Raw genomic sequence first — 25,411 nt, 5'->3', positions numbered from 1 at the left:
TCGTCAGAATAGCGAGCCCTGCGCATCGTCCTTCGGGCGCGCCGGCGGCTTCGGCACCGGGCGCCTCGGCGCGCCGCCCGGCCGCGCCACGGCGCTGACGACCACCGCGTCGTCGGGCGCGGGCTTCATCAGCCTGAGCGCCGCATCGCCGTCGTCCGCGGCCATCGTGTCCAGCCAGACGCCGAAATCCGCCGGTTCGACGATCACCGGCATGCGGTCGTGGATGGCGCCGACCGTGCCGTTGGCCGCCGTCGTCACGACCGCGACGGTGTCGATCTCGCTGCCGTCCGCGCCGGCCCACGTCTCCCAGACGCCGGCCATGGCCATCGGGCGTCCGTCCGACCGGGAGACGAAGAAGGGCTCGCGCGTCATCGCCCGCCCCTCGCCGCTGCGGCGCCACTCGAAGAAGCCGCTGGCCGGGACGAGACAGCGCCGGCGGCGCGCGGCGGCGCGGAAAGCGGCCTTCTCCGCAAGGGTTTCGGCCCGCGCATTGAAGAGCAGCGGGAAGTCGCCGGGATCCTTCACCCACCCGGGCAGGAATCCCCAGCGCATCAGCGCGAAGCGACGCACGCCGCCCTGCTCCAGCACCACGCCGATCGGCTCGGTCGGCGCGATCGCCTCGCGCGGCGGGAAGTTCGGTCTCTCGACGTAGCCGAACAGCGCCTTGACGTCCTGCGGCGTGGCAGTGAGGGCGAAGCGGCCGCACATGGCGTCCTCCGGCGGGATCGGCGGGCGGACGAGCGGGCTACAGCCACTTCTTCCAGCGGAAGAAGAGGTAGGGCAGCAGGCCCGCCATCACCATGATGCCCACGGCCATGGGGTAGCCGTAGTGCCAGTCGAGCTCCGGCATGAACTTGAAGTTCATGCCGTAGATCGACGCCACCAGCGTCGGCGGCATGAAGATCACCGCCATGACCGAGAACAGCTTGATGATGTTGTTCTGCTCGAGGTTGACGAGGCCGAGCGTGGCGTCGAGCAGGAACTGGATCTTCTGCGACTGGAAGGTCGCGTGCTCCTCCATCGACTGGAGGTCGCGCAGCGTCGTGCGGACCTGCTCGCGCAGCTCGATGGGCACGCGGGCCGAGCGGTAGCTGACCGACACGAACAGCAGCACGCGCTCGATGGACACGAGGCTCTCGCGGATCTTCGACACCACGTCCCCGTGCCGGCCGAGCTCGCGCAGGGTGTCCTGGAACTCCGCGTTGCGGGTGCCAGGGTCCGTCTTGGCCTCGAAGACCCGGTCCGAAAGCCTGTCGAGCCGCGCCGCCGTGGCCTGCAGCACGTCCGCCGCCCGGTCGATGATGGTCTCGAAGAGGCCCGCCAGGATCGCCTCTGCCGTCGCCTCGCAGCCGCCGGGGCGGGCGATGCGGGTCTGGAACATCTGGAACGCCTTCGGGTCGGCGTAGCGCACCGTCACCATCGTCCGGTCCTTCAGGATGAACGAGATGCCGGTGATGGTGGGGTCCACGTCGATCTGGTGGACCACGCGGGCGGTGAGGTAGCGCGCGCCGTTCTCCTGGTAGAGCAGCTCGGACGGCTCGATGTCGGCCATGTCCTCGCGCGTCGGGATGGAGATTCCCAGATGCCGCTCGACCCGCTGGTCGTCCTCCTTCGTGGGATCGACGAGGTCGATCCACACGGCGTCCGCAGGGATGGGCTCGTCGCTGGCGAGCACCCGCCGGTCGAAACGGCAGGCGGCGTCCTCGGTCGCTTGCACGCAGTAGACGATGATCATGGACGCGTCCCGTTGGCCGGACCGGTGCACCACGGGGGCGCCGTCCCGTCAAGCCTTGGTTCTCTGCGGCGGCCGCAGGCCAGCCCGCTCACGACAACTCGAACCGGCCGGGCTGGCTCCCGTCCTCGTCGGTGAAGCCGTATTCCAGCGCCAGATCGGCGACGTAGAGCGAAGCTCCCGTCCGGTCGCGGATCGCGGGATCGGCGGCCAGCGCCGCCACGGCCCGCCCGGTGTAGAGCGGCGTCTGGGTGGCCTGCGTCCCGTGGCCCGCGTCGAGCACGCGCTCGGTGCGCACGAAGCCGGGCGTGAGGTGCACGGCGGCGATGCCGTGCGGGCGCAGTTCCTCCGCCACGATCCGCGCGGAACGCAGGATCGTCGCCTTGCCGAGGTCGTAGAAGACGTCGCCGATGTATGTCTCGCCCGGGTCGAAGCCGACGGCGACGAACAACCCCTCCTTGCAGGGGATCATCAGCGGGGCGAAGGCCCGCGCAGTCGCAAGGAAGGCGTAGCCGCCGGTCCGGATCGCCGTGTCGAAGGGCGTCAGCGGTCGCTGCCAGAACGGCGTCCCGAAACGGGAGCCGTCAGGATAGACCTCGCCATCGAAGCCCTCGTTGCCGCCCCAGACCGCGCAGGCGACCACATCCGGCGGTCCCAGCCGGCGCAGCGTCCACGCCGCGAAGTCGTGCAGCGAGCGGGTGTCCGTGTGGTCGCAGAGATAGGCGTGGCCGACGCCGCCCAGCGCCTCGACAGCCTCGGCCGTATCCTCGATGGTCTCGCTGCGCCCGTCGGTCCTCGTGCCGAACCGGCTGGAGCGACCGCTGCAGACCACCGTCGCGCCCGCCTCCGCGAGCCCGAGCGCGATACCCCGGCCGAGGCCTCGCGACGCGCCGGCGACGACGCAGATCTTGCCGGCGAGGGGCTTCGCCTGGCCCTGGTCCTCGATGGCGTCGCTCATGCCGCGAAGACGACAGCCCCGTCCTCGACCGAGCCGGCTCCCTCGACGATGGCGCGCTCGAGCGACGGTGCTTCGCTTGCGACATGCTCGGCGAAGAACCGCGCGGTCACCACGCGCGCGGCGTGCCCGCGGTCACCGGCCGTCTCGTCGAGCGAGGCCTGCGCCGCCAGCGCCTTCTGCGCCAGCGCCGTGCCGCCCTGCGCCAACCCGAACAACTTGAGGTAGGCCGTGGCCCCGGCCAGCGCCTCCGCTGCCCTGCCGGAGGCCAGCGCCTCGAGCATCCACCGGGTCGCCCGCTCGAGGCTGTCGACCGCGTCCCGCAGGCGCACCGCCGTGTGGCCGAAGCTCGGCGCGTTGCGCTGCGCCACGGCGGAAACGGTCTCCCGCATCCGCGCAATGGCGTCGGCAACGACGGCGCCATCCCCGAGCGGCAGCTTCCGGGTGACGAGGTCGATCGCCTGGATTCCGTTGGTGCCCTCGTAGATCGCCGCGATCCGGGCATCGCGCAGGTGCTGCGCCGCGCCCGTCTCTTCGATGTAGCCCATGCCGCCGTGGACCTGCACGCCGAGCGAAGCCACCTCGATGCCGATGTCGGTCGAATAGGCCTTGGCGACCGGGGTCAGCAGCGCCGCGCGGTCTGCCCAGGCCTTGCGGCGGTCGGGATCGGTCTCGCGGTGCGCCCGGTCGAGCGCCTCCGCGGTCATGTAGCAGATGGCGCGCGCGGCCCGCGTCTGCGCCCGCATCACGAGCAGCATGCGCCGCACGTCCGGATGGTCGATGATGGCGCTCATGCCCTCGCCGGTCGCGCCGGGCGCGCGCCCCTGCCGCCGCTCCGAGGCGAAGGCGAGCGCCTGCTGGTAGGCCCGTTCCGCGATGGCGACGCCCTCGAGCCCCACGCCGAGGCGCGCGGCGTTCATCATCGTGAACATGCAGGCGAGGCCTCGGTTCTCGGCGCCGATCAGGTAGCCCACCGCGCCGCCGGCGTCGCCGTAGATCATCGTGCAGGTGGGCGACGCGTGGATGCCCATCTTGTGCTCGACCGAGTGGCAGCGCACGTCGTTGCGCGCCCCGAGCGTCCCGTCCGGGTTCACAAGCACCTTCGGCACGAGGAACAGCGAGATGCCGCGCGTCCCCGGCGGCGCATCGGGAAGCCGCGCCAGCACGAGATGGAGAATGTTGTCCGTGAGGTCGTGCTCGCCGTAGGTGATGAAGATCTTCTGGCCGAAGATGCGGTAGGTGCCGTCGCCGGCGCGTTCGGCCCGTGTCCGCAGCGCGTTGAGGTCGGAACCCGCCTGCGGCTCCGTGAGGTTCATCGTGCCGGTCCACTCGCCGGAGACGAGCTTCGGCAGGTAGACACGCTGCAGATCTGGCGAGCCGTGCGTCGACAGCGCCTCGATGGCGCCCGCCGTCAGCAGCGGCCCGAGCGCGAACGCGAAGGCGGCGGCGTTCCACATCTCCGAGCAGGCCGCCTGCACGAGATGCGGGAGGCCCTGGCCGCCGAAGGCCGGGTCGGCCGTGAGCCCGTTCCAGCCCGCCGCGGTCCATGACGTGTAGGCCTCGCGCCAGCCCGGCGGGGTCGTCACCGCGCCGTCCCTGAAGACGGAGCCCACCTTGTCGCCGACGCGGTTGAGCGGCGCCAGCACGTCAGCGGCGAACTTCGCCGCCTCGCCGAGAATGGCGTCGGCCATGCCGTCCTCGAGCTCGGGTGCGAGGCCATCGGCGATCAGGCGGTCGAGGCCGGCGACCTCGCGCAGCGTGAAGAGCATGTCCTCGACGGGCGGGTCGTACGTCATCGGTCTCCTCCGCGCCGCCCGAGTCAGGGGCGGCCTCTTCCGCGCAGACTAGCGCGGTGATAGGCACCCCCCAACCCATTTCGAGGGACAGGCCCCCGTGCCCGACAAGGATCGCGACAGCGCGCCGCAGCGCCAGACCCGGCTGCTCGCCGCCGATGCCGACGGCATCGCGCAGGCCGCCGCGCTGCTGCGCGAGGGCGGGCTCGTGGCCTTTCCCACCGAAACGGTCTACGGCCTCGGCGCAGACGCGACCAATGCCCGCGCCGTCGCCGCGCTCTATGCCGCCAAGGGCCGTCCAAGCTTCAACCCGCTCATCGCCCATGTCCCGGACCTGGAGACGGCGTTTCTGCACGGCGTCTTCGACGCGACCGCGACCGCACTGGCGAGGGTCTTCTGGCCCGGGCCGCTGACGCTCGTCGTCCCTCGGCGGGCGGAAAGTGGCGTCTGCGACCTCGTCACCGCCGGCCTGGACAGCGTCGGCCTGCGCGTTCCCGACCACCCGGTGGCCCGGCAACTCCTCGCGGCCGTGGGCCGGCCCGTCGCCGCCCCGTCCGCCAATCGCTCCGGCCGCGTCAGCCCCACCACGGCGCGGCACGTGCTGGAAGACCTCGACGGCCGCATCGACGCCGTCCTCGACGGGGGCGCGACGCGGGTCGGGGTCGAATCGACCATCGTCTCCTGCCTTGCCGACGGCCCACTCCTGTTGCGCCCCGGGGGTATTCCCCGGGAGTCGCTGGAGGAAGTGGCAGGTTGCAGCCTGGACACCCCGGCCCGTTCCGCACCGGACGCACCGCTCGCCCCCGGCATGCTGGAGTCCCACTACGCGCCCCGCGCGCGGGTTCGGCTCACGGCGACGTCGGTGTTGGCGGACGAGGCCGTCCTGCTGTTCGGGCCGACGGCGCCCGCCGGGTTTGCGGGCCAGCCCTCCGTCAACCTGAGCCCGTCGGGAGACGTGGTGGAGGCCGCCGCCAACCTCTTCGGCGCGCTGAGAATGCTCGATGCAACCGGTTGCACGACGATCGCGGTGATGCCGGTGCCCGTCGACGGCCTCGGCGAGGCGATCAACGACCGCCTCCGGCGCGCCGCCGCGCCGCGCTGACCGGCACGCGAAAAAGGCCCCGGCGGAACCGGGGCCCTGGCATTGTTTCGTCGTACAGACTTCAGGCCGTGCGGGGCTGAAGGCGCTCTGCCGTCCCGAACGCCGGGGTGGGCTTCAGCGCGAAGGCGCCGTCGCCGCCGAGCACGATCGTCAGGCCCGCGACCACGAGGAACAGGGGGTATTCCCAGCCGCCATTGGCGTTGGTGAACAGCCAGCCATTGCCGGCGTGGACGAGCATGGCGCCGATCAGCACCGGCGCGAGGGCCAGCGCGACGGCGCGAGACCAAACGCCGAGGACGAGCAGGATGCCGCCGACCAGTTCCGCGAGGAAGATCGGCCAGGCGAGCGCGGCCGGATAGCCGATCTGGCCGAGGAAGCCGGCGAAGCCCGGCATCGTGAAGACGACGTACTTCAGCAGGGCATGGGCGATGAACATCACGCCGAGCGCGACGCGCAGGAGGAAAAGGCCGTAGGGGGCGGTGCGGGTGTCGATCATGGTTCGGCTCCGGGTTCAAGGTCCGGTGGGACCGCGTTGGCGATGATCGGAAGCTGATCTTTTCTTTGGCGCAATTCCAGCTATCTCTATGCAGAGAATTTTTTGCGAGGGTGCAATGGACAGGATGGCGTGGGACGACTTCCGGCTGGTCAAGGCGGTGGCCGACAGCCGCTCCCTGACCGGCGCGGCGGAGACCCTGGGCGTCAACCACTCCACCGTCTTCCGCCGGCTGGGCGAGATCGAGAAGCGCCTGGGCGCCCCCGTCTTCGAGCGCCATCGGACCGGCTACGGCCTCACCCCGGCGGGCGAGGAGATGGTCGCGCTGGCGGAGCGGATGGAGCGCGACGTCACCGCCTTCACGCGGAAACTCGCGGGGAAGGCGCTCACGCCCTCCGGCGAGGTTCGGGTGACGACCAACGACACGCTGCTCGTGCATCTGCTAATGCCGGTGCTGGCGGCCTTCCGCGCGCAGTACCCCGACATCCGCGTCGACATGGTGCTCTCCAACCAGGCGCTGAACCTCTCCAAGCGGGATGCCGACATCGCCGTCCGCGCCACGGACAACCCGCCGGAGACGCTCGTCGGCCGACGGGTCGCCTCCCTCGCATGGGCCATCTACGGCCGGCGGAGCGACTTCCCGACCGCGGCGGCGGGAGGATCCGAGGACGTGACGGAGCTTGCCAGCCGCTGCTGGGTCTCGCTCGGCGACCAGTTCGGACACCTGAAGGCCGCGCGCTACGTGCGCGAGCACGTGGCGCCGGAGAAGGTGGCGATCAAGATCAACACCGTGCTCGGCCTCGCCGAGGCGGTCGAGGAGGGGATCGGCATCGGTCCCCTGCCCTGCTTCATCGCGGACCGGCGCCCGGCGCTCGTGCGCCTGACGCCCATGAACCCGGAATTCTCGGCCGGGCTCTGGCTGCTGACGCACCCGGACCTGCGCGCCTCCCCGCGAATCCGCGCCTTCCTCGACTGCGCCGCCGCCGAGCTCGTGAAGGCCCGCCCGCTGATCGAGGGCGACCGTGCCGCCGCCGTCACGGCCTGATCAGGCGATCTCGATGATCTCGGCCTCGTGCCGGCCGGCCTCGACGACGTCCCCGACGACGCGGCCCAGAAGGGCCCTCGCCAGCGGCGAGACGTAGGAAAGGGTGCCCTGCGGCGGGTCGGCTTCGTCCTCGCCAACGATCCGGTAGCGCAGGCGCGTCCCGTCCTCGCGCAGGATCGTCACGGTGGAGCCGAAGTGAACGCTGGACCGGTCCGGCGGCGGCGGCATGACCTCGGCCGAGGACTGGCGGTGCTGCCAGTAGCGCAGGTCGCGCAGGGCGCGGGCCACCGCCTCGCGGTCCTCGGCGGCTCGCGCCTCGCCGAGGGCATCCCGGGCCTTCTCCGCCTCCGAAACGATGGCGGCGAGACCCGCCTCGGTCACGAGATTGGGGTGCGGGCTCACCGGGCGGTCAGGCAGGTCCTCGGTGAGGTCGGGGCCATCCTGTTCCCGGACGAAGGCGCGGCTCATGGGATTATCCTGCTGAGGGTGGGCGCCGGACCGGCGCCGCGAGGACAACATGCCATAAGCCGCATCGGTTGCGTCGGGCCGGCGGCGGGATCACACTCCGGTCCGGGGACCGTCCCGCGGGGACGCAATGGGGGAGAGAACCATGTCCAACATGGTGGGCGGACTGCGCCCTGAGAACGTCACCGAAGCCGTCACCGTCCTGAGGGACAAGTGGGGCTGGATCGTCGCCATCGGCGTCCTGCTGACGCTGTGCGGGCTTGCCGCACTCGGCAACATGATGCTCGCGACTTTCACGGTCGTGATCTTCGCCGGGGTGATGATGATCGTGTCGGGGATCATCGAGGTCATCCACGGCTTCCAGATCAAGTCGTGGGGCAAGTTCATCCTCGAGGTGCTGATCGGCCTGCTCTACATCGTGGCCGGCATCTTCACCGTCACGGCGACTCCGGCCGCCGCCGTGGTCATGACGCTCGTCATCGGCGCTGCGCTCGCCGCTTCCGGCATCATGCGGATCATCCTGGCCTTCCAGATGCAGACGGGCACACCCTGGATCTGGGTCGCGATCTCCGGCGTCGTGACGACGCTGCTCGGCGTGATGGTGCTGGCCCAGTGGCCCTATTCAGGCCTGTTCGTGATCGGCCTGTTCTTCGGCGTCGACCTCGTCTTTGCCGGCGCCGGCTGGATCGGTTTCGGTCTCGCGCTGCGCAACAGGACCTGAGGTCCGGGACCGGTCAGGTCTGGCCGGGCTTGAGCTTGTAGAAGATGTGGCGGCCGATGACGTCCATCTTCTTCAGGCGCTTCGCCCAGTAGGGCCGCACGTAGTTGGCGTGATAGTGCGTCGCGTTCCCGACGTCGGAGAGATACGTCTTTCCGTACGTCACCTCGTGCGCGATCCGGACCGCCGTGCGCCACGCCTCCGGCTCCGTCACGCGCAGCGCCTTGCCCTCGCAGGCGAAGGTGAACTGGCAGGCGAGGTGGCGGTGGCGATTCTGGTAGACCACGCCGCAGACCGAGGTGGGGTAGAGCCCGCTCTTCACCCGGTTCAGCACCACCTGAGCGACCGCCGCCTGCCCTTCCTCCGGCTCGCTGCGCGCCTCGAAGTAGATCGCCTCGGCGAGGCAGCGCTGCTCCTTCTCGAGGCTCTCCGGCGCGAGGAGGCTCGCGTAGCTCGGCCGCTCCTCGTCGGTCTTGGGCACGACGCTCATGGGGCCTCGGGCCTTCAGGGCCGCAAGGCCCGAGGCGGAGACCGGCGCCGCCGCGATCTCGACGGGGATGGCGTCGATGGGCGCGGGCGTCGTGGACGACAGCGCCACGGCGCGCGGGACGGTCGGCGTGGATCCCACGCCCGAAGTCGAGGTGCCGCTGGCGCGGGCGGCGGCGGTGAGCTGGGAGGCTCCGGCCGCAGGCGAGTTCTGGCTGGCCAGCGCGGTCGGCGTGGTGGCATCGGTGACCGGGCCGGGCTCGAACCGCTCGACGGATTCGAGGCCTGGCGTATCCGGGCCCATCGGCATCAGCGGCATCGCCGGCAGAACGGACGGATCGAGGGCGATGATGGGGCTCGGGCGCCCGCCCTCGGTCTCGGGGACGGCCCGCGTCAGGGTTGGGCGCAGGCCGAGCACCGGATCGCCCTTCCGCGTCCGGTCGACCGATGGGAAACCGTTGACGGAGGCCTTGAGGTCGGCGCGCGGCCTCACCTCGGGCACCATGCTGCGAACGTCCGGCTCCGAGGTCGGCAGGCGAACCGTGTGGATCAGGCCCGCTCCGGCGATGCCAGCCGGCGGCGCCACGGCGAGGCGGACCTCCGACAGCCGGGGAATGAGCCCCTCCGCCACGGCGTCGGCCTGCATCGGGGCGACCTGGTAGCCGCCGGAGGCGTCCACCCCCGCGTCGGCACTGATCGAGACCAGGACGCACGCCCCCAGCGCCCACGGCGCGACGGTCGCACAGGCCCAACGCACTCCGGACCGACCCATTCCGACGCAACCCCACCCGACGACCGCGACGACCGGTGGCGAGACGGAGATGCGTCGAAAACCACCTGAACTCGTTATCGCTCGGTAAGGTTGAGCCGCGGTTAATGGGCTGCCGCGGCGTGTGTTCAGCCGCGGGACAGGACCCCTTCGAGCGCCGCATTGACGGCGGCCGGTCGCTCGAAATAGCCGGAGTGTCCCGTATCAGGCAGCGCGAGGTGCGTGGCGTCCCGACAGTGGCGCATGAGGGCGGGAACCGCCGGCGAAGGGAACACGATGTCCTCGTCGCCCGTGACCCAGAGGATCGGGCAGCCTATCCGGGCGAGGTCGGTGGCGGGGCGCGTCCGGCTTTCCCACAGGCGCGCGCGCAGCAGTTCCTTGTCGAGCCCGAGGCTCAGCCCGTCCACCTGCTGGTAGAGAAGGTGCATCGCCGGCTGCTCGCGTGCCATCCGGGCGCCGCAGGCGACGTGAATGCCGGCCTCGATGCAGGCCCGCGCCGCGGCGGTGGATTCGGCCTCCCAGCGGTCGAGGCGCGCGTGGTCGACTTCCGCCGGCGAGCGTGGATCGATCATGCCGGAGGTGGCTGAGAGCACGAGCGTCGTCAGGCGGCCGGGATGCTTCAGGGCGAACTCGATGCCCGTCCATCCGCCCATGGACTGTCCGACGAAGGCGAAGCGGTCGAGAGACAGCGCGTCGGCCAGTGCCGCGACGTCGTCGGCGAAATCGTGCGGGTCGGGACCGCCGGCGACCGGCAGGCTCGGGTTGAAGCCCCGGTGCGCGAAGGCGATGCAGGTGTAGCGGCCGCGCAGCGCCGCCACCTGCTGCCACCACGAGAGGTGGTTGCCGCCGAGCCCGTGCGCGAACATCACGGGCGGGCCCTGTCCCGTCACCTCGTAGAAGATCGCCGTCCCGGGCCTCTCGACGCGCCCGCGCCTCACTGCCAAGCTCATCCGTCCCTCCCGCTCAGGCCGCCGGCATCATGAAGCGGATCGCCTGGTAGAGCAGCGCGCCGCCGATCACGGCAGACGCGCGCACGCCCATCGGCGTCTCTGGCAGTTCGCCGTTGATGATCTTCGGTCGCATGAAGATCTCGAGCACCAGCGCAACGAACAGCGGCCACCAGAACGGCGGCACCATGAACGTCTCGACGGCGGGGTAGCGGGCCGTGATCAGGGCCGAGACGGCCCCCGACAACACGGTCACCGCGATGAAGACGATCCAAAGACGCGGCATCCGCACCCTCTCCTGCTCCGGCTGCCGTGATTAGACAGCAGCCGCAGCCAAGGTCCAGTGCGATCCCGCGTCGGAGGCGTCTCAGCGCCTCAGGCGGAGCTGGCGGCCTTCAACCCGAGCGCCGCCTGCGCGGCCGCAAGGCGCGCAATCGGCACGCGGTAAGGCGAGCAGGACACGTAGTCGAGGCCCGCGCTCTCGCAGAAGGCGATGGAGGCCGGATCACCGCCATGCTCGCCGCAGATGCCGAGCTTGATGTCGGGGCGGGTCGCCTTGCCCCGCTCCGCCGCCATCCGCACCAGTTCGCCCACGCCCTCGACGTCGAGCGTGACGAAGGGATCGGCCGGGAGGATGCCCTTGCCCGTGTAGGGGCCAAGGAACGAGGCCGCGTCGTCGCGCGAGATGCCGAGCGTCGTCTGCGTGAGGTCGTTCGTGCCGAACGAGAAGAACTCCGCCGACTGCGCGATCTCCGCGGCGCGCAGCGCGGCGCGCGGCAGCTCGATCATCGTGCCGACCTGGTACTCCAGCGCGTGCCCCGTCTCCTTGCCGACCGCCTCGGCCATGGCGACGATGCGGCCCTTCACGAGGTCGAGCTCCGGCTTGGTCATGACGAGAGGCACCATGACCTCCGGGATCACCGGTTTGCCCGTGGCCTTCGCCGCCTGCACGGCCGCCTCGAAGATGGCGCGCGCCTGCATCTCGGCGATCTCCGGATAGGCGACCGCGAGGCGGCAGCCGCGGAAGCCGAGCATCGGGTTGAACTCGTGCAACTCGGAGGCCCGGCGCTTGAGCTTCTCGGCCGACGCGCCCATCGCGGCCGCGACCTCGGCGATTTCCTCGTCCGTGTGCGGCAGGAACTCGTGCAGCGGCGGGTCGAGCAGGCGGATCGTGACCGGCAGCCCGCTCATGATCGTGAACAGCTCGACGAAGTCGCCGCGCTGGATCGGCAGGAGCTTGGCGAGCGCGGCGCGGCGCCCGGCCTCATCGTCGGCCAGGATCATCTCGCGCATGGCGACGATGCGGTCGCCTTCGAAGAACATGTGCTCGGTGCGGCAAAGCCCGATGCCCTCGGCGCCGAACTGGCGCGCGGTCCGCGCGTCGAGCGGCGTCTCGGCATTGGTGCGCACCTTCATGCGCCGGGCCGCGTCGGCCCACTCCATCAGGGCGGCGAACTCGCCGGAGAGCTCGGGCTCGAGCATCTTCACCTCGCCGAGCAGCACCTGCCCGGTGCCGCCGTCGATGGTGATCCACTCGCCCTTCTTCACGGTGACGCCGGCCGCGGTGAGGGTCTGCGTGGCGTAATCGACCCGCAGGCCCCCGGCACCGGACACGCAGGGCTTGCCCATGCCGCGGGCGACCACTGCTGCGTGCGAGGTCATGCCGCCGCGCGTCGTCAGGATGCCCTCGGCCGCGTGCATGCCGTGGATGTCCTCGGGGCTCGTCTCGATGCGCACGAGGATGACCTTCCTGCCGGCGGCCTTCGCCGCCTCGGCCTCGTCGCTGTCGAACACGACCTCGCCGCCCGCCGCGCCCGGGGACGCAGGCAGGCCCGTGGCAATGACGCGCCGCTCGGCCTTCGGGTCGATGGTGGGGTGCAGCAGCTGGTCGAGGGACGCCGGCTCGATGCGGCCGACGGCCTCCTGCCGCGTGATCAGGCCTTCGTTGGCGAGGTCTACCGCGATGCGCAGCGCCGCCTTGGCGGTCCGCTTGCCGTTGCGGGTCTGCAGCATCCACAGCTTGCCGCGCTCGATGGTGAACTCGACGTCCTGCACGTCGCGGTAGTGCTTTTCGAGGAGGCCGCAGATGCGGATGAACTCGGCATAAGCCTCCGGCATCGCCTTCTCGAGCGACGGCCGGTTCGATCCGGCCGCGATGCGGGCGACCTCCGTGATGTCCTGCGGCGTGCGGATGCCGGCGACGACGTCCTCGCCCTGGGCGTTGATCAGGAACTCGCCATAGAGCTCCTTGGCGCCGGTGGACGGGTTGCGGGTGAAGGCGACGCCCGTGGCGGAGGTCTCGCCCAGGTTGCCGAACACCATGGCCTGCACGTTGACCGCCGTCCCCCAGCTGCCGGGAATGCCGTTCAGCTCGCGGTACTTGATGGCGCGGTTGCTGTTCCAGGAGCCGAACACGGCGCCGATGGCGCCCCAGAGCTGGTCCTTGGGATCCTGCGGGAACGGCTTGCCGAGCTCCTGCTGCACCGTCGCCTTGTACTTGCCGACGAGGTGCTTCCAGTCGTCGGCGGAGAGGTCGGTGTCGAGCGCGTAGCCCTTGCGCTCCTTGTATTCCTCCAGAATGTCCTCGAAGTGGTGGTGCTCCACGCCGAGCACGACGTCCGAGTACATCTGGATGAAGCGGCGGTAGCTGTCGTAGGCGAAGCGGGCATCGCCGGCACCGGTCGCCAGCGCCTCGACCGTGACGTCGTTCAGGCCGAGGTTGAGGACCGTGTCCATCATGCCCGGCATCGAGGCGCGGGCGCCGGAGCGCACGGACACGAGCAGCGGGTTGGCGGGATCGCCGAAGGTCTTGCCGGCCAGCCGGCCGACATGGCCCAGCGCCGCCTCCACCTGCGCGGCGAGATCGGCCGGATAGGTCTGGCCGTTCGCGTAGTAGAAGGTGCAGACTTCGGTCGAAATGGTGAAGCCGGGGGGGACGGGCAGGCCCAGATTGCTCATCTCGGCCAGATTGGCGCCCTTGCCGCCGAGAAGCTCGCGCATTCCCGCCTGGCCTTCCGCCGATCCGTCGCCGAAGGTGTAGACCCACTTCGTCATCCGCACGTCCTCATCCTGAGTTGTCGCGCCAGCGTGGCCTCCCATTGCCTACGGCGAAGCAAAAGGCAATTGGCCAAATCGACGGGACTGGGGCCTTGGTTCTGCCAAAAATGCGCGGCTCGAGCGCCGCCGGCCCGGGAACGACCACCATACGGTCCGGGTTCCGGCACAAATGGGGCGTCAGCGGCGGATGTCGACGTCGAGACCGAGGTCCAGCACCGGCGCCGAGTGCGTCAGCGCCCCCACGGAGATCATGTCGACGCCCGTCTCGGCGATGGCGGCGACCGTCTGGAGGTTCACGCCTCCCGAGGCTTCGGTGGCCATTCGGCCCGCAACCCGCCGCACCGCCTCGCGCAGCAGGTCCGGCCCCATGTTGTCGAGCAGGACGACGTCGGCCCCCTCGGCGAGAACCTCGTCGAGCTGGTCCAGCGTGTCGACCTCGATCTCGATCTTCACGAGGTGGCCGACCGCGCCCTTGGCCGCCCGCAGCGCCGGGCCGATCCCGCCCGCCACCGCGATGTGGTTGTCCTTGATCAAAACGGCGTCGTCGAGGCCGTAGCGGTGGTTCGACCCGCCGCCGCAGCGCACGGCGTACTTCTCGAAGGCGCGCAGCGTCGGCGTCGTCTTGCGGGTGCAGACGATGCGGGCGTTCGTGTGGGCCACGGCCTGCGCGAAGGCATGGGTCAGGGTGGCGATGCCGGACATTCGCCCCAGGAAGTTGAGCGCAACGCGCTCCGCCGACAGGACCGACCGCGCCGGCCCCGAAATCCGGGCGACGACGTCGCCGGGGGCGAGCCGGTCCCCGTCGGTCCTGTCCGGATCGAAACGCACCGTGGGGTCGAAGGCCGCGAAGGCGGCCGCCGCGACCGGGAGGCCCGCCACGACACCGGGCTTGCGCGTGGCGATCACCGCCTCGGCCGTGGCGGACGCGGGAATGGTCGCCAGCGTCGTGATGTCGCCGGCGCGCCCGAGGTCCTCGTCGAGCGCGCGGCGGACCGCCTCCCCGATCAGCAGCGGATTGATGAAGCCGGCCGTCGTGCGGCCCTCGGTGCCCTGCGCCATGTCCGCGTCCTCAGCAGCCGTTCGCCCGCCGCAGCGGCGGCGAGAGCCCCTCGACGATCCGCTCGACGTCGGCCAGCGTCAGCCGCGACCGGCGCGCCTGCGCCGGGTCGGCCGCGGGATAGTCGGAGCGGTAGTGCCCGCCCCGGCTCTCCCGCCGCACGAGCGCCGCGGCGGCAATGACGAGCGCGGTCGTCGCCATGTTCCGCAACCCGGGCGCGGTGGCGGCGCCCCTGATGGTCGCGATCTCCCGGCACGCCTCGGCGAGGCCTTCGCCGTCCCGGATCACGCCGACCTTGCCGGACATGACGGAGCGCAGGCGGCGCACGGCGTCCGCGTCGGCTGAATCGGATCCCGAGCCGATCACCGCAAAGCCCTGAAGAGTCTCGGACTTCGGCGGAACCGGCAGGGGTGTCGTCGCAATGTCGTCGGCGATCCGCGCCGCGAAGACCACCGCCTCCAGCAGCGAGTTGGACGCCAGCCGGTTGGCGCCGTGCACGCCGGTCGAGGCGACCTCGCCCGCCGCCCACAACCCGGAGACCGTGGTGCGCCCGCGCGCGTCCGTCCAGACGCCGCCCATGTGATAGTGCTCGGCCGGCGCCACGGGGATCGGCTCGTGTGCCGGGTCGATGCCGGCAGCGCGGCACGCCGCATAGACGGTCGGAAAGCGCTCCGCGAATTCCTCGCCCACGGCCTCGCGGCAGTCGAGGAACGCGCCGCGGCCGTCGGCGACGGCGGCGAACACGCCGCGGGCGACGATGTCGCGCGGCGCGAGCTCCGCATCGGGGTGAAGCGGCACCATGAAGCGGCGGCCCTCGCGGTCGACCAGCGTCGCGCCGTCGCCGCGCAGCGCCTCGGTGGCGAGCGGCGCCGGATCGCGGCCGACATCGAGCGCCGTCGGGTGGAACTGCACGAACTCCGCGTCGGCGATGATGGCGCCCGCCTCGGCCGCCAGCGCGACGCCGTGACCGTTCGCCTGTGGCGGGTTGGTGGTGACCGCGTAGAGATGGCCGACCCCGCCGGTGGCGAGCACGACCGCGGACGCGGGAAGCACCCGCGTCGATGCCGCCCTGCCGGCCTCGCCGCGCACAACGACGCCGACGACACGGCCCTCGACGACAGCAAGGCGCTCGGCGACCTCGTCCTCGAGCACGGTGATCGACGCTGTCCGCCTGACGGCGGCGACCAGCGCCTCCATGATGGCGCGGCCGGCCATGTCGCCGCGCACGCGCACGATGCGCCGCTCGGAATGCGCGGCCTCGCGCGACTGGACGAGATGGCCCTCGAGGTCCTTGTCGAAGGGAACACCGAAGCCCAGCAGGTCATCGACCCGCGCCGCCGCCTCGCGCGCCATGCCGAGCACGACCGCCTCGTCGACGATGCCGGCCCCGGCCACCACCGTGTCGGCGGTGTGCTTCTCGGGGCTGTCACCCTCCGAGATGGCCGCCGCGATGCCGCCCTGCGCCCACGCAGAGGAGGCCCCCTCGCCGATCGGCGCGGCGGCAAGCACCGTCACGGGCCGCGGCGCCAGCTTCAGCGCGCAGAACAGGCCGGCCAGCCCGCCGCCGACGACGAGAACGGGCGTGTGGGTCTCGGAAGAACGCATGGCGCGATCCTCCCTCCGCTGAGAGGAACCCGTGCCGGGCCATCCGGCACGGGCCTGCGCTGCGGCCCGTCGGGCCGCAGGATCACGCCTTGAGGGCGATCATCCGCTCGATGGGCAGGCGGGCCCGCTCGGCGATCGCCGGGTCGATCAGGACCTCCTCCTTCATGTTCAGGAGGCTGTCGAGGATCTTCGGCAGCGTGATCCGCTTCATGTGCGGGCACAGGTTGCACGGGCGCACGAACTCGACGTTTGGGGCCTCGGCCGCGACATTGTCGGCCATCGAGCACTCGGTGACCATCACCACGCGGCGCGGCTGGCGCGTCTTCACCCAGTCGATCATGTGCGCGGTCGAGCCCGTGAAGTCCGCCTCGGCCAGCACGTCGGGCGGGCACTCGGGGTGCGCGATGATCTGGATGCCCGGCTCGGCGTCACGGTAGGCCTTGAGCTCGGCGCCGGTGAAGCGCTCATGCACCTCGCAGTGCCCCTTCCAGAGGATCAGCTTCACCTTCGTCTGAGTCGCGACGTACTTCCCGAGATACTCGTCGGGCAGGAAGATCACGCGGTCGACGCCGAGGCTCTCCACCACCTTCACCGCATTGGAGGAGGTGCAGCAGATGTCCGTCTCCGCCTTCACGTCCGCGGACGAGTTGACGTAGGTGACGACCGGGACGCCCGGGTAGCGCTGCTTCAGCAGGCGCACGTCGGCCCCCGTGATCGAGGCGGCGAGCGAGCAGCCGGCGCGGCTGTCGGGGATCAGGACCGTCTTGTCCGGGTTGAGCAGCTTCGAGGTCTCGGCCATGAAGTGCACGCCGCACTGGACGATGATGTCCGCGTCGGTCCTCGTGGCGAGGCGCGCGAGTTGAAGGCTGTCGCCCACCACGTCGGCGACGCAGTGGAAGATCTCCGGCGTCTGGTAGTTGTGCGCCAGGATCACGGCGCCACGCTGCGCCTTGAGCTCGTTGATCGCCTTCACGTAAGGCGCGAAGAACGGCCACTCGACGGCCGGGATGACCGTCTTCACCTTCTCGTACAGGTGCGCGGTGGCTCGCTCCACCTCGGGCGTCCACTCCAGGGACGGCCGGGGAAGCAGACCGTAGCGCAGCTGCGCCGGCGTCATCGCGGGAACCGGAGACGAAACGGCAGCGTTGGAACCAGAAACCGAAAGACCCGGCATCGGGACCTCCATAATGCTCATTTTGAGCATAAGAGGGGTACGAGAAGATCCGGACGGGGCAAACCGGCCGGATGGTTTATGCTCACTTTGAGCATAAGGATTATAGTGTTCCCACTCCGCTCTGAAAAGAGGCGCCCTGCGAAAAGGTCGGGCTCCCTGCCCTGCGCCTCACGCGACCCAGCCCCGCGCCGTCGCCGCGACCTCCCCGACCTCTTGGCGGCCGACCTGCAGATGGTGTAGATGCACGTCAGGTTCAACGTGTATCTGCACATGCCCAATTGGACCCGACCTTCCCCTGAACAGCCGCCCTGGCCTGCCGACCTGCCGTCGGACATGCCCCGCTGCTTCGCGCGCATGGTGAACATGGCCGCCCGGGCCGTGACACGGCATTACAACGCCGTTCTGCGGCCATCGGGCCGGTCTGTGCTGCAACTCTCGCTGCTGGCGGCGATCCGGCTCGACCGCTGGTCCAGTCTCCGTGCCCTGTCCGATGACCTCGCGATGGAGCGCACGACGCTCCTGCGCAACCTCGACATCCTGTCCCGGGACGGCCTCGTGGCCGAATGCGACGCCGCGGGCGGCAGCCGGGCCAAGCGCTTCCGGTTGACGCCCGCGGGAGCCGCCGCGCTGGCCGAGGCCCTGCCCCTCTGGCGCAAGGCACAGGACGATTTCGCCGCGGCGCTTCCCGATGCCGGCGACATCGGCCGCAGCCTCTCCCGGCTTCGCCGCGCGGCCGACGACCTGTCCCATCGCGACGACACAGCCACTCGCAGCAAGGAGCCCGCTCCATGACCCCCAGCGCACCCGCTCCGATCCGGGTCGGCGTCGTCCCGATGGCCGAACTCACCAGCCGCAGCGGACTGGACTTCCTTCGCGGCATGCTCGATGGCGAACTCCCGGCGCCGCCGATCTGCGTCACCGGAGGGTTCCGCGCCACCGAGGTGGAGAAGCGGCGCATCGTCTTCGAGGGCGAGCCGGCCGAGGCCTTCTACAATCCGCTCGGCACCGTCCACGGCGGCTGGATCAGCACGATCCTGGACTCGGCGCTGGGCTGCGCCGTGCACAGCATGCTCGAGCCGGGGCAGGCCTACACGACGGTGGACCTCAAGGTGAACTTCGTCCGCCCCCTGCTCGCCGGCACCGGACCCGTCCGGGCCGAGGCGCGGATCGTCCACCACGGCGGCCGCATCGCCACGTCGGAGGCGCGGCTTCTCGACGCGAGGGACAGGCTGGTGGCGCATGCCACGAGCACCTGCCTCATCATGGCGGCGCAGGCGAAGACCTGACGCTGGAATTCGTTTTTCGCATCACTCCCATCAGCAAGTTGCGCTGATCCCGTTCGGCGCCGCCTGCTAGGATCGCAATCCGTCCCGCCTGCAAGGTCCCCCATGTCGACGCCTTCCGTGCCCGCCGCCTCCCGCGCCACGCGTTTCTCGCCCGAAGTGATCCTGCTGTGCGGCTGCCTCGCCGGCCTCATCACCTTCGGTCCACGCGCCGCCGTCGGGCTCTTCCAGATCCCCATGTCGACCGAGTTCGGCTGGAGCCGCGAGGTGTTCTCGCTGGCCATCGCCGTGCAGAACCTGCTCTGGGGCGTGGGTCAGCCCTTTGCCGGCGCCATGGCCGACCGGTTCGGCACGGTGCGCATGCTCACGCTGGGCGCCATTCTCTACGCCGCGGGACAGGCGCTGATGGCCTATGCCTCGACTCCTGGGCTGATGACCCTGGGCGCCGGCGTGCTGGTCGGTTTCGGCCTCGCCGGATGCTCGTTCAACCTCGTGCTGGCCGCGTTCGGAAAGCTTCTGCCCGAGGAGTGGCGGAGCCTGTCCTTCGGCATGGGCACGGCGGCGGGATCCCTCGGCCAGTTCCTCTTCCCGCCCATCGGCAGCCTCCTCATCGAGCGGATCGGCTGGCAGGAGACGAGCCTCGTCTTCGCCGCGACGCTGCTGCTCGTCGTCCCGCTCTCGCTGACGCTCGCCACCCGCGGGACGGGCGGTGCGAACGCTGCCGCGGCATCGGCCCCGAAGCAGACGATCGCACAGGCCCTCGGCGAGGCGTTCCGGCATCGCAGCTACGTCCTCCTCGTCATCGGCTTCTTCACCTGCGGCTTCCAGCTCGCCTTCATCACCGCCCACATGCCGGCCTACCTGAAGGACATCGGCATGCCGGCCTGGGTCGGCGGCTGGACGCTGGCGGTGATCGGCCTCGCCAACGCGGTCGGCTCCATCGCCTCCGGTTGGCTGAGCAACCGCATGCCGCGCCGGTGGATCCTGTCGGCCATCTATTTCGGCCGCTCGGTGGCCGTCGTCGTCTTCATCCTTCTGCCGCCGTCACCGGCCACCGCCATCGCCTTCGGCGTCGCCATGGGCCTTCTCTGGCTGTCGACCATTCCGCCGACGTCGAGCCTCGTGGTCACCATGTTCGGCACGCGCTACCTCGCGATGCTCTACGGTTTCGCCTTCTTCTCCCATCAGCTGGGCGGCTTCCTCGGCGTCTTCCTCGGCGGCCTCCTCTACGAGCAGTCGGGGTCCTACCTCGTCGTCTGGTGGCTGGCCGCGGCGCTCGGGGTCGCTTCTGCCCTGATCAACCTGCCGATCCGCGAGGTCCCTGTGGTGCGGGCTCAGCCGGCCGCCGCCTGACGTCTTGCCCACTGCGTCGGGATCGGCGACAACGCCGGCTCTGGACGGGAGGCGATCATGGGCTTCAGGGCGATCGTGGTGACCAAGACCGACGCCGGCTACGGCGCGGCGCTGCGCGAGGTGGACGACGCCGAGCTGATGGACGGCGACGTCACGGTGCGGGTCACGCACTCGACGGTGAACTACAAGGACGGCCTCGCCATCACGGGCAAGGCGCCCGTCGTCCGCCGCTTTCCCATGGTTCCGGGCATCGATTTCGCCGGCGTCGTCGAAAGCTCCACCCATCCGGCCTGGAAGGCCGGCGACGCCGTGGTCCTGAACGGCTGGGGCGTCGGCGAGACGCACTGGGGCGGCTACGGCCAGCGGGCCCGCGTCAAGGGCGACTGGCTCGTGCCGCTGCCCGCCGGCCTCTCCGCCGCCGAGGCGATGGCTGTGGGCACCGCCGGATATACCGCGGCTCTCAGCGTGCTGGCGCTGGATCGGGCGGGGGTCACGCCCGCGCAGGGCCCCGTCGTGGTGACAGGCGCCGCCGGCGGTGTCGGCTCCGTCGCCATCGCCCTGCTCGCGGCCCGCGGCTGGCACGTCATCGCCTCGACCGGCCGCGCCGCCGAGGCTGACTACCTGCGCGGCCTCGGCGCCGCTGAGATCATCGATCGCGCCGAGTTGTCCGGCCCCGCCCGCCCCCTGAACAAGGAGCGCTGGATCGCCGGTGTCGACGCGGTCGGCTCGCACACGCTCGCCAATGTCCTGTCCATGACCCGCTACGGCGGGGCGGTCGCCGCATGCGGACTGGCCCAGGGGATGGACCTGCCGTCCTCGGTCGCCCCGTTCATCCTGCGCGGGGTCTCCCTGCTCGGCATCGACAGCGTGATGGCGCCGATGGCGCGTCGGCTCGAGGCCTGGGCCCTGGTCGCGAAGGACCTCGACCGCGGCAAGCTGGCCGCGATGACCACCACGATCGGTCTGGACGACGTGCTCGCCACGGCGCCGCGCATCCTGGCCGGCGAGATCCGTGGGCGTGTGGTGGTCGAGGTCGGCTGAGCGGCGGCGGGCGGCGGCTCAGGCCGCCTCGTCCTCGATGCCGGCCGTGCCGCGCAGGCCCTGCAGGATGCGCCGGCACTCCACCAGGTCAGCGAGCGCCGCCTCGAGACGCCCGATCTCCGCCTCGCTGAGACCGTAGCCGGAGGGGCGCTCCGCCGAGGGGACCTCGAGCGGCAGCGCGGGCTCCTCGTCGAACCCCGTGCGCTCGAACGCGGCCGCGGCGGCCGCATCCTCCTCCCGCGAGCCGACCGCGTCGCGCGGCGGCGACGGCGCGACGATCTCGCCGCGGCCATAGGCCTGCACCGAGCGCACGCCCTGTTCCTTCAGGATGCGCTGGACGCCACGGATGGTGTAGCCCTGCCCGTAGAGCAGGTGCCGGATGCCGCGCAGCAGGTCGACGTCGTCGGGACGGTAGTACCGGCGCCCGCCGCCACGCTTCAGCGGCCGGATCTGGGTGAAGCGCGTCTCCCAGAAGCGGAGGACGTGCTGGGGAAGGTCGAGATCCTCGGCGACCTCGCTGATGGTCCGAAAGGCGTCCGGGCTCTTGTCCATGCCGACCCTCCGTGGGGGTGCGGACGCGCCGGGATCAATCCTCCACGTCGGCGGCGTCCAGACCGTTGATTCGTGCCTTCAGGATATTGGATGGCTTGAACACCATCACCCGCCTGGGTTCAATCGGGACTTCCACGCCCGTCTTGGGATTGCGGCCGACGCGCTCGCCCTTGGACCGCACGACGAACGATCCGAACGACGACAGCTTCACCGTCTCGCCCTTGGCCAAGCAGTCGGAAAGCTCCTTGAGCACCAGTTCGACCAGGGCCGCGGACTCCGTCCGCGACAGACCCACTCGCTGGTACACCGCCTCGCTCAGCTCCGCGCGAGTGATGGTCTTGTCCGCCATAGGCCCCCCAAAAGCCGCCGCCCTGACCGCAACCGATCATCCCGCAAAAAAGAACGCGGGATTTCAGTAGGATACAAACGCTATTCCGCCACGCGCAGCCGGTCAACGCCCCTGCAGGCCTTCGTCGACCCGACGATGCCTCCGGTTCACCACCGGATGAGCGCCGACCCCCACGTGAAGCCGCCACCCATCGCCTCGATCAGCACCAGCTGTCCCTTGCGGATGCGCCCGTCAGCGCAGGCCGCAGACAAAGCCAGCGGAATCGACGCCGCAGACGTGTTCCCGTGCTCGCCGACCGTCATCACGACCCGCGCGGGATCGATGCCGAGTTTCTTCGCGGTGGCCTCGATGATGCGGCGGTTCGCCTGGTGGGGGACGAACCAGTCGATGTCGGTCGCCTTCAGGCCCGTGGCGGCGAACGCGTCCTCGATGACCTCCGCGAGGAACGTGACCGCGTAGCGGAACACCTCGCGCCCTTCCATCCGCAGATGGCCGGTGGTCCTGGTCGAGGACGGGCCGCCGTCCACGTAGAGCTTGTCGACGTGGCGGCCGTCGGCCCGCAGGTGCGTGCTCAGCACGCCGCGGTCGGCGATGGTGCCGCGTCCCGGCTGGGCGTCGAGCACGACGGCGCCGGCGCCGTCGCCGAAGAGCACGCAGGTGGTGCGGTCGGACCAGTCGAGGATGCGGGAAAAGGTTTCCGCGCCGATCACGAGGGCGCGCTTGTGCGACCCGGACGTCAGGAACTTGTCGGCGGTGGTCAAGGCATAGACGAAGCCGGAGCACACCGCCTGCAGGTCGAACGCCGCCCCGCGGGTGATGCCGAGCGCCGCCTGCACCTGCGTCGCCGTCGCCGGGAAGGTGAGATCGGGCGTGGCCGTTGCGACGATGACGAGGTCGACGGTGGACGCATCGACGCCCGCCTCGTCGAGGGCCGCACGCGCGGCGCGAGTCGCCAGCACGGATGTGGTCTCGCCCTCCCCTGCGATGCGCCGCTCGCGGATGCCTGTCCGCTCGACGATCCAGTCGTCGCTGGTGTCGATGGTCTTGGCGAGGTCCTGGTTGGTCATCCGGCGCTCGGGCAACGAGTGCCCACACCCGATCACAACCGATCTGAGAAGCGTCACGCGGAGGTCTCCTCTCCCGGCGGCGCCGGCACCGCGCTGGGGAAACTGGCGTCGAGGCTGTCGCGGATCTTCGCCAGAAGGTCGTGCTTCACCATGTCGTAGCCGAGGTCGACGGCAGCGGCGAAGCCGGTCGGGTCCGTGCCGCCGTGGCTCTTGATGACGATGCCGTCGAGGCCGAGGAAAACGCCGCCATTGACCTTGCGCGGATCCATCTTGTCCCGCAGGGCGTCGAAGGCGCCCTTGGCGAGGAGATAGCCGATCTTGGCCATCAGCGTACGGCCCATGGCAGCCCGCAGGTAGGCCGCGATCTGCTTGGCGGTGCCCTCGGCGGTCTTGAGCGCGATGTTGCCGGCAAACCCCTCGGTGACGACCACGTCCACGGTGCCCTTGCCGATGTCGTCGCCCTCGACGAACCCGGCATAGCTCAGGTGCGCGAACTCCTGCTCGCGCAGCATCCGCCCCGCCGTCTTCACCTCCTCGACGCCCTTGATCTCCTCGACGCCGACATTGAGCAGGCCGACCGTGGGCCGATCGATGTCGAAGACGATCCGCGCCATCGCCGAGCCCATGATGGCGAGGTCGACGAGGTGGCGCGCGTCCGCGCCGATGGTGGCGCCGACGTCGAGGACGATGCTCTCGCCCCGCGTCGTCGGCCAGATCGCGGCGATGGCCGGGCGGTCGACATGCGCCATGGTGCGAAGGCAGAACTTCGCCATGGCCATGAGGGCGCCGGTGTTGCCGGCGGAGACGGCGACGTCTGCCTCGCCGCGCTTCACCGCCTCGATGCTGCGCCACATCGACGACACCCGGCGGCCTTGCCGCAGCGCCTGGCTCGGCTTGTCGTCCATCCGGACGGCGACCTCGGTGTGATGGAAGGTCGTGACGCCCTTCAAGCGGGGGTGCTGCTCGAGAAGCGGGAGGCACTGGGCCTCGTTTCCGAACACGAGGAACGTGCTGTCCGGATGCCGCTCCAGCGCGAGGGCCGCGCCGGGGATGACGACCGACGGGCCGTGGTCTCCCCCCATGGCGTCCAGCGCTATCCTCACCGGTCGTGTCATGGGCAGCGATTCGGGCCTTCGGCGAGCGTGTGGGCGGGCCGGAACCGAGCCCCGCCGCGGAGCGCGGACAATAGCTCAGGCGCCGGGCGAGGCAACAGGATTCAGGGGCCCGAGTGGCCCTCCGTCACGCGTCACCGTCCTTCTTCAGCCGCGCGAGCGCCGCGAACGGCGAGGGATCCCCGTCCCCTTCCCCCGTCCACGCGAAGGCGACACCCGGCTTGCGGGGATACGGATCGAGCCCCAGGGCCACGAACTCGGCGGTCACCTCGCCGAGGTCGATGCGCCCGCCGACGATCGGATCGGGATCGTCGAGCTTCACCTCGTGCTCGCCGCCCTCCCCGGCCGCTTCGTCCTCGATGCCTTCCGTTTCGCGGAACCGGAGGTCGATGGCCTCCCGCACCTGGGCCGGGAACGGCTCCAGCGAGACGACGCAGGTCTGCGTCACGTCCGCCTCCACGTCTCCCGTGACCCGCACGACGCGCCCACGGCGGTCGACATGGAGCCTTGCCGCAAGGCGCTCGATGGACACCAGCCCGAAGTCACGCGCCAGGGCGGCCCGCTCGTCGGGGCTCGCCTCCACCGAGACGTCGAGCCCCGCCGCCGGAATGGAATCGACGACGAGCGGCCGGCTGAGCGGCGTGGATGCGGTCACGGCACGTCCTCCTGCACGGGCGGCGGCGGAAACGGCAGGCGGGCGGCGACGAGATCGTCGAACGAGGCCATGTCCAGCGCCGCGGCGGCGTCCCGGACATAGGCGGCCATCAGGCGCGGTGCGTCGGCAGGGTCGGGACGACCATTGTAGAGGTTGCGCGACAGCGCCTCCTGCAAGGCCGCATCGTCGCCGGCGACGAGCGCATCCTCGTAGGCCTTGCCGCGCCCGTAGAACGCGCCGGCCAGCGTCTTCATCCGCTTGGGGACGACGATGTCGCCGACCCCGAGTTCACGAAGCGCGGCGTCGAAGTGCTTGAAGATGGCGTCGACGAGATCCTGCGCAAGGTCTCCAGCGGGCGGCGGCAACGCCTTGAGGCGCCGCAGCAGCAGGACCGCGTGCAGGGTGAGCAGGTCGAAGCGCCCCTCCACCGAGTCGGGCACGCCGAGGCGGGCGTAGAAGGCGGGACGGCGGGCGGCGTCCGACAGCGCGAGATACAGCGCGTCGACGATGGCGGCGTTGGGGTCGCGGCGGCGGAAAAGACCGAGGATCATGATGCCGCCTGATATAGGGGCGGCCGCCCGCCGCGCCAGCGGCGGCGGAC

At 70.7% G+C, this 25,411-nt stretch carries 26 protein-coding genes; 7 read left to right on the top strand and 19 right to left on the bottom strand.

Annotation, left to right across the window (positions count from 1 at the left end; translation table 11 throughout):
* Positions 1-3 precede the first annotated feature (3 nt).
* The 4 genes from ACX9GQ_RS03610 to ACX9GQ_RS03595 form a co-directional block, all read right to left on the bottom strand.
* Positions 4-708, bottom strand: a complete 705-nt coding sequence (locus ACX9GQ_RS03610) for an SOS response-associated peptidase (protein WP_459628174.1) — start codon at positions 706-708, stop codon at positions 4-6.
* Positions 709-745: 37 nt separating this feature from the next.
* On the bottom strand, positions 746-1,735 hold the full coding sequence (corA, locus tag ACX9GQ_RS03605; protein ID WP_459628173.1) for a magnesium/cobalt transporter CorA: 990 nt from the start codon (positions 1,733-1,735) through the stop codon (positions 746-748).
* Between the two features lie 88 nt (positions 1,736-1,823).
* Positions 1,824-2,690: an SDR family NAD(P)-dependent oxidoreductase gene (locus tag ACX9GQ_RS03600; RefSeq protein WP_459628172.1), complete on the bottom strand. Its 867-nt coding sequence runs from the start codon at positions 2,688-2,690 to the stop codon at positions 1,824-1,826.
* Positions 2,687-4,483, bottom strand: coding sequence for an acyl-CoA dehydrogenase (locus ACX9GQ_RS03595; protein ID WP_459628171.1), 1,797 nt, complete (start codon positions 4,481-4,483; stop codon positions 2,687-2,689). The genes ACX9GQ_RS03600 and ACX9GQ_RS03595 overlap by 4 nt, the downstream gene beginning before the upstream one ends.
* 97 nt (positions 4,484-4,580) lie before the next feature.
* Here ACX9GQ_RS03595 and ACX9GQ_RS03590 point away from each other — a divergent pair, with 97 nt between their 5' ends.
* Complete coding sequence (locus ACX9GQ_RS03590) at positions 4,581-5,582, top strand: L-threonylcarbamoyladenylate synthase (RefSeq protein ID WP_459628170.1); 1,002 nt, start codon at positions 4,581-4,583, stop codon at positions 5,580-5,582.
* Positions 5,583-5,643: 61 nt separating this feature from the next.
* Here the strand turns inward: ACX9GQ_RS03590 and ACX9GQ_RS03585 are convergent, their stop codons facing one another.
* Positions 5,644-6,078 carry a DoxX family protein gene (locus ACX9GQ_RS03585; protein ID WP_459628169.1) on the bottom strand — a complete coding sequence of 145 codons (435 nt, stop codon included), beginning with the start codon at positions 6,076-6,078 and terminating at the stop codon, positions 5,644-5,646.
* 115 nt (positions 6,079-6,193) lie between these two features.
* Between ACX9GQ_RS03585 and ACX9GQ_RS03580 the strand changes: the two genes are divergently transcribed.
* On the top strand, positions 6,194-7,120 hold the full coding sequence (locus tag ACX9GQ_RS03580) for a LysR family transcriptional regulator (RefSeq protein ID WP_459628168.1): 927 nt from the start codon (positions 6,194-6,196) through the stop codon (positions 7,118-7,120).
* Here ACX9GQ_RS03580 and greA read toward each other — a convergent pair whose 3' ends face one another.
* Complete coding sequence (greA, locus tag ACX9GQ_RS03575) at positions 7,121-7,588, bottom strand: transcription elongation factor GreA (protein WP_459628167.1); 468 nt, start codon at positions 7,586-7,588, stop codon at positions 7,121-7,123.
* Between the two features lie 142 nt (positions 7,589-7,730).
* Between greA and ACX9GQ_RS03570 the strand changes: the two genes are divergently transcribed.
* On the top strand, positions 7,731-8,306 hold the full coding sequence (locus ACX9GQ_RS03570) for an HdeD family acid-resistance protein (RefSeq protein WP_459628166.1): 576 nt from the start codon (positions 7,731-7,733) through the stop codon (positions 8,304-8,306).
* A gap of 13 nt (positions 8,307-8,319) precedes the next feature.
* Here ACX9GQ_RS03570 and ACX9GQ_RS03565 read toward each other — a convergent pair whose 3' ends face one another.
* The 7 genes from ACX9GQ_RS03565 to nadA form a co-directional block, all read right to left on the bottom strand.
* The gene (locus tag ACX9GQ_RS03565) at positions 8,320-9,546 is read right to left on the bottom strand and encodes a cell wall hydrolase (protein WP_459628165.1); all 1,227 of its coding nucleotides are present in this window, start codon (positions 9,544-9,546) and stop codon (positions 8,320-8,322) included.
* 140 nt (positions 9,547-9,686) lie between these two features.
* Positions 9,687-10,508 (bottom strand): alpha/beta fold hydrolase, encoded by an 822-nt coding sequence (locus ACX9GQ_RS03560; RefSeq protein WP_459628164.1) that lies wholly within the window; start codon positions 10,506-10,508, stop codon positions 9,687-9,689.
* Positions 10,509-10,521: 13 nt separating this feature from the next.
* Complete coding sequence (locus ACX9GQ_RS03555; protein WP_459628163.1) at positions 10,522-10,791, bottom strand: hypothetical protein; 270 nt, start codon at positions 10,789-10,791, stop codon at positions 10,522-10,524.
* Positions 10,792-10,880: 89 nt separating this feature from the next.
* Positions 10,881-13,559: a pyruvate, phosphate dikinase gene (ppdK, locus tag ACX9GQ_RS03550; RefSeq protein WP_459628162.1), complete on the bottom strand. Its 2,679-nt coding sequence runs from the start codon at positions 13,557-13,559 to the stop codon at positions 10,881-10,883.
* Between the two features lie 180 nt (positions 13,560-13,739).
* On the bottom strand, positions 13,740-14,621 hold the full coding sequence (nadC, locus tag ACX9GQ_RS03545) for a carboxylating nicotinate-nucleotide diphosphorylase (protein ID WP_459628161.1): 882 nt from the start codon (positions 14,619-14,621) through the stop codon (positions 13,740-13,742).
* Between the two features lie 10 nt (positions 14,622-14,631).
* A complete protein-coding gene (locus tag ACX9GQ_RS03540) occupies positions 14,632-16,224 on the bottom strand; it encodes an L-aspartate oxidase (RefSeq protein ID WP_459628160.1) in 1,593 nt (530 codons plus the stop codon).
* 82 nt (positions 16,225-16,306) lie between these two features.
* On the bottom strand, positions 16,307-17,341 hold the full coding sequence (nadA, locus tag ACX9GQ_RS03535) for a quinolinate synthase NadA (RefSeq protein WP_459628159.1): 1,035 nt from the start codon (positions 17,339-17,341) through the stop codon (positions 16,307-16,309).
* A gap of 390 nt (positions 17,342-17,731) precedes the next feature.
* Here nadA and ACX9GQ_RS03530 point away from each other — a divergent pair, with 390 nt between their 5' ends.
* The 4 genes from ACX9GQ_RS03530 (at position 17,732) to acuI (ending at position 21,075) form a co-directional block, all read left to right on the top strand.
* Positions 17,732-18,190 carry a MarR family winged helix-turn-helix transcriptional regulator gene (locus ACX9GQ_RS03530; protein WP_459628158.1) on the top strand — a complete coding sequence of 153 codons (459 nt, stop codon included), beginning with the start codon at positions 17,732-17,734 and terminating at the stop codon, positions 18,188-18,190.
* Positions 18,187-18,684: a PaaI family thioesterase gene (locus tag ACX9GQ_RS03525; RefSeq protein ID WP_459628157.1), complete on the top strand. Its 498-nt coding sequence runs from the start codon at positions 18,187-18,189 to the stop codon at positions 18,682-18,684. The genes ACX9GQ_RS03530 and ACX9GQ_RS03525 overlap by 4 nt, the downstream gene beginning before the upstream one ends.
* Positions 18,685-18,786: 102 nt before the next feature.
* Positions 18,787-20,034 carry an MFS transporter gene (locus tag ACX9GQ_RS03520; protein ID WP_459628156.1) on the top strand — a complete coding sequence of 416 codons (1,248 nt, stop codon included), beginning with the start codon at positions 18,787-18,789 and terminating at the stop codon, positions 20,032-20,034.
* A gap of 57 nt (positions 20,035-20,091) precedes the next feature.
* The gene (gene acuI / locus ACX9GQ_RS03515) at positions 20,092-21,075 is read left to right on the top strand and encodes an acrylyl-CoA reductase (NADPH) (RefSeq protein ID WP_459628155.1); all 984 of its coding nucleotides are present in this window, start codon (positions 20,092-20,094) and stop codon (positions 21,073-21,075) included.
* Positions 21,076-21,093: 18 nt separating this feature from the next.
* Here acuI and ACX9GQ_RS03510 read toward each other — a convergent pair whose 3' ends face one another.
* From ACX9GQ_RS03510 to ACX9GQ_RS03485, 6 genes are all read right to left on the bottom strand, one after another.
* Positions 21,094-21,627: a MerR family transcriptional regulator gene (locus tag ACX9GQ_RS03510; protein WP_459628154.1), complete on the bottom strand. Its 534-nt coding sequence runs from the start codon at positions 21,625-21,627 to the stop codon at positions 21,094-21,096.
* 34 nt (positions 21,628-21,661) lie between these two features.
* Positions 21,662-21,976 (bottom strand): integration host factor subunit alpha, encoded by a 315-nt coding sequence (locus ACX9GQ_RS03505; RefSeq protein ID WP_459628153.1) that lies wholly within the window; start codon positions 21,974-21,976, stop codon positions 21,662-21,664.
* Positions 21,977-22,122: 146 nt separating this feature from the next.
* The gene (locus ACX9GQ_RS03500; RefSeq protein ID WP_459628152.1) at positions 22,123-23,100 is read right to left on the bottom strand and encodes a beta-ketoacyl-ACP synthase III; all 978 of its coding nucleotides are present in this window, start codon (positions 23,098-23,100) and stop codon (positions 22,123-22,125) included.
* A complete protein-coding gene (gene plsX, locus ACX9GQ_RS03495; RefSeq protein WP_459628151.1) occupies positions 23,097-24,158 on the bottom strand; it encodes a phosphate acyltransferase PlsX in 1,062 nt (353 codons plus the stop codon). Before plsX ends, ACX9GQ_RS03500 begins: the two co-directional genes overlap by 4 nt.
* A 124-nt stretch (positions 24,159-24,282) precedes the next feature.
* Entirely contained in the window at positions 24,283-24,810 is a 528-nt protein-coding gene (locus ACX9GQ_RS03490) for a YceD family protein (RefSeq protein ID WP_459628150.1), read from the bottom strand.
* Positions 24,807-25,361, bottom strand: a complete 555-nt coding sequence (locus ACX9GQ_RS03485) for a ubiquinol-cytochrome C chaperone family protein (protein ID WP_459628149.1) — start codon at positions 25,359-25,361, stop codon at positions 24,807-24,809. The genes ACX9GQ_RS03490 and ACX9GQ_RS03485 overlap by 4 nt, the downstream gene beginning before the upstream one ends.
* Positions 25,362-25,411 lie beyond the last annotated feature (50 nt).

The organism is Alsobacter sp. R-9 (assembly GCF_054612375.1).
The sequence above is the reverse complement of the archived record's forward strand: the minus strand, read 5'-3'. Positions and strand labels throughout refer to the sequence as shown.

Excerpts from the sequence above, each read along its gene's own strand:
- ACX9GQ_RS03610 (WP_459628174.1), bottom strand. The coding sequence starts at position 708 with ATGTGCGGCCGCTTCGCCCTCACTGCCACGCCGCAGGACGTCAAGGCG.
- corA (WP_459628173.1), bottom strand. The coding sequence starts at position 1,735 with ATGATCATCGTCTACTGCGTGCAAGCGACCGAGGACGCCGCCTGCCGT.
- ACX9GQ_RS03600 (WP_459628172.1), bottom strand. The coding sequence starts at position 2,690 with ATGAGCGACGCCATCGAGGACCAGGGCCAGGCGAAGCCCCTCGCCGGC.
- ACX9GQ_RS03595 (WP_459628171.1), bottom strand. The coding sequence starts at position 4,483 with ATGACGTACGACCCGCCCGTCGAGGACATGCTCTTCACGCTGCGCGAG.
- ACX9GQ_RS03585 (WP_459628169.1), bottom strand. The coding sequence starts at position 6,078 with ATGATCGACACCCGCACCGCCCCCTACGGCCTTTTCCTCCTGCGCGTC.
- ACX9GQ_RS03580 (WP_459628168.1), top strand. The coding sequence starts at position 6,194 with ATGGACAGGATGGCGTGGGACGACTTCCGGCTGGTCAAGGCGGTGGCC.
- greA (WP_459628167.1), bottom strand. The coding sequence starts at position 7,588 with ATGAGCCGCGCCTTCGTCCGGGAACAGGATGGCCCCGACCTCACCGAG.
- ACX9GQ_RS03570 (WP_459628166.1), top strand. The coding sequence starts at position 7,731 with ATGTCCAACATGGTGGGCGGACTGCGCCCTGAGAACGTCACCGAAGCC.
- ACX9GQ_RS03560 (WP_459628164.1), bottom strand. The coding sequence starts at position 10,508 with ATGAGCTTGGCAGTGAGGCGCGGGCGCGTCGAGAGGCCCGGGACGGCG.
- ACX9GQ_RS03555 (WP_459628163.1), bottom strand. The coding sequence starts at position 10,791 with ATGCCGCGTCTTTGGATCGTCTTCATCGCGGTGACCGTGTTGTCGGGG.
- ppdK (WP_459628162.1), bottom strand. The coding sequence starts at position 13,559 with ATGACGAAGTGGGTCTACACCTTCGGCGACGGATCGGCGGAAGGCCAG.
- nadC (WP_459628161.1), bottom strand. The coding sequence starts at position 14,621 with ATGGCGCAGGGCACCGAGGGCCGCACGACGGCCGGCTTCATCAATCCG.
- ACX9GQ_RS03540 (WP_459628160.1), bottom strand. The coding sequence starts at position 16,224 with ATGCGTTCTTCCGAGACCCACACGCCCGTTCTCGTCGTCGGCGGCGGG.
- nadA (WP_459628159.1), bottom strand. The coding sequence starts at position 17,341 with ATGACGCCGGCGCAGCTGCGCTACGGTCTGCTTCCCCGGCCGTCCCTG.
- ACX9GQ_RS03530 (WP_459628158.1), top strand. The coding sequence starts at position 17,732 with ATGCCCCGCTGCTTCGCGCGCATGGTGAACATGGCCGCCCGGGCCGTG.
- ACX9GQ_RS03525 (WP_459628157.1), top strand. The coding sequence starts at position 18,187 with ATGACCCCCAGCGCACCCGCTCCGATCCGGGTCGGCGTCGTCCCGATG.
- ACX9GQ_RS03520 (WP_459628156.1), top strand. The coding sequence starts at position 18,787 with ATGTCGACGCCTTCCGTGCCCGCCGCCTCCCGCGCCACGCGTTTCTCG.
- acuI (WP_459628155.1), top strand. The coding sequence starts at position 20,092 with ATGGGCTTCAGGGCGATCGTGGTGACCAAGACCGACGCCGGCTACGGC.
- ACX9GQ_RS03510 (WP_459628154.1), bottom strand. The coding sequence starts at position 21,627 with ATGGACAAGAGCCCGGACGCCTTTCGGACCATCAGCGAGGTCGCCGAG.
- ACX9GQ_RS03505 (WP_459628153.1), bottom strand. The coding sequence starts at position 21,976 with ATGGCGGACAAGACCATCACTCGCGCGGAGCTGAGCGAGGCGGTGTAC.
- plsX (WP_459628151.1), bottom strand. The coding sequence starts at position 24,158 with ATGACACGACCGGTGAGGATAGCGCTGGACGCCATGGGGGGAGACCAC.
- ACX9GQ_RS03485 (WP_459628149.1), bottom strand. The coding sequence starts at position 25,361 with ATGATCCTCGGTCTTTTCCGCCGCCGCGACCCCAACGCCGCCATCGTC.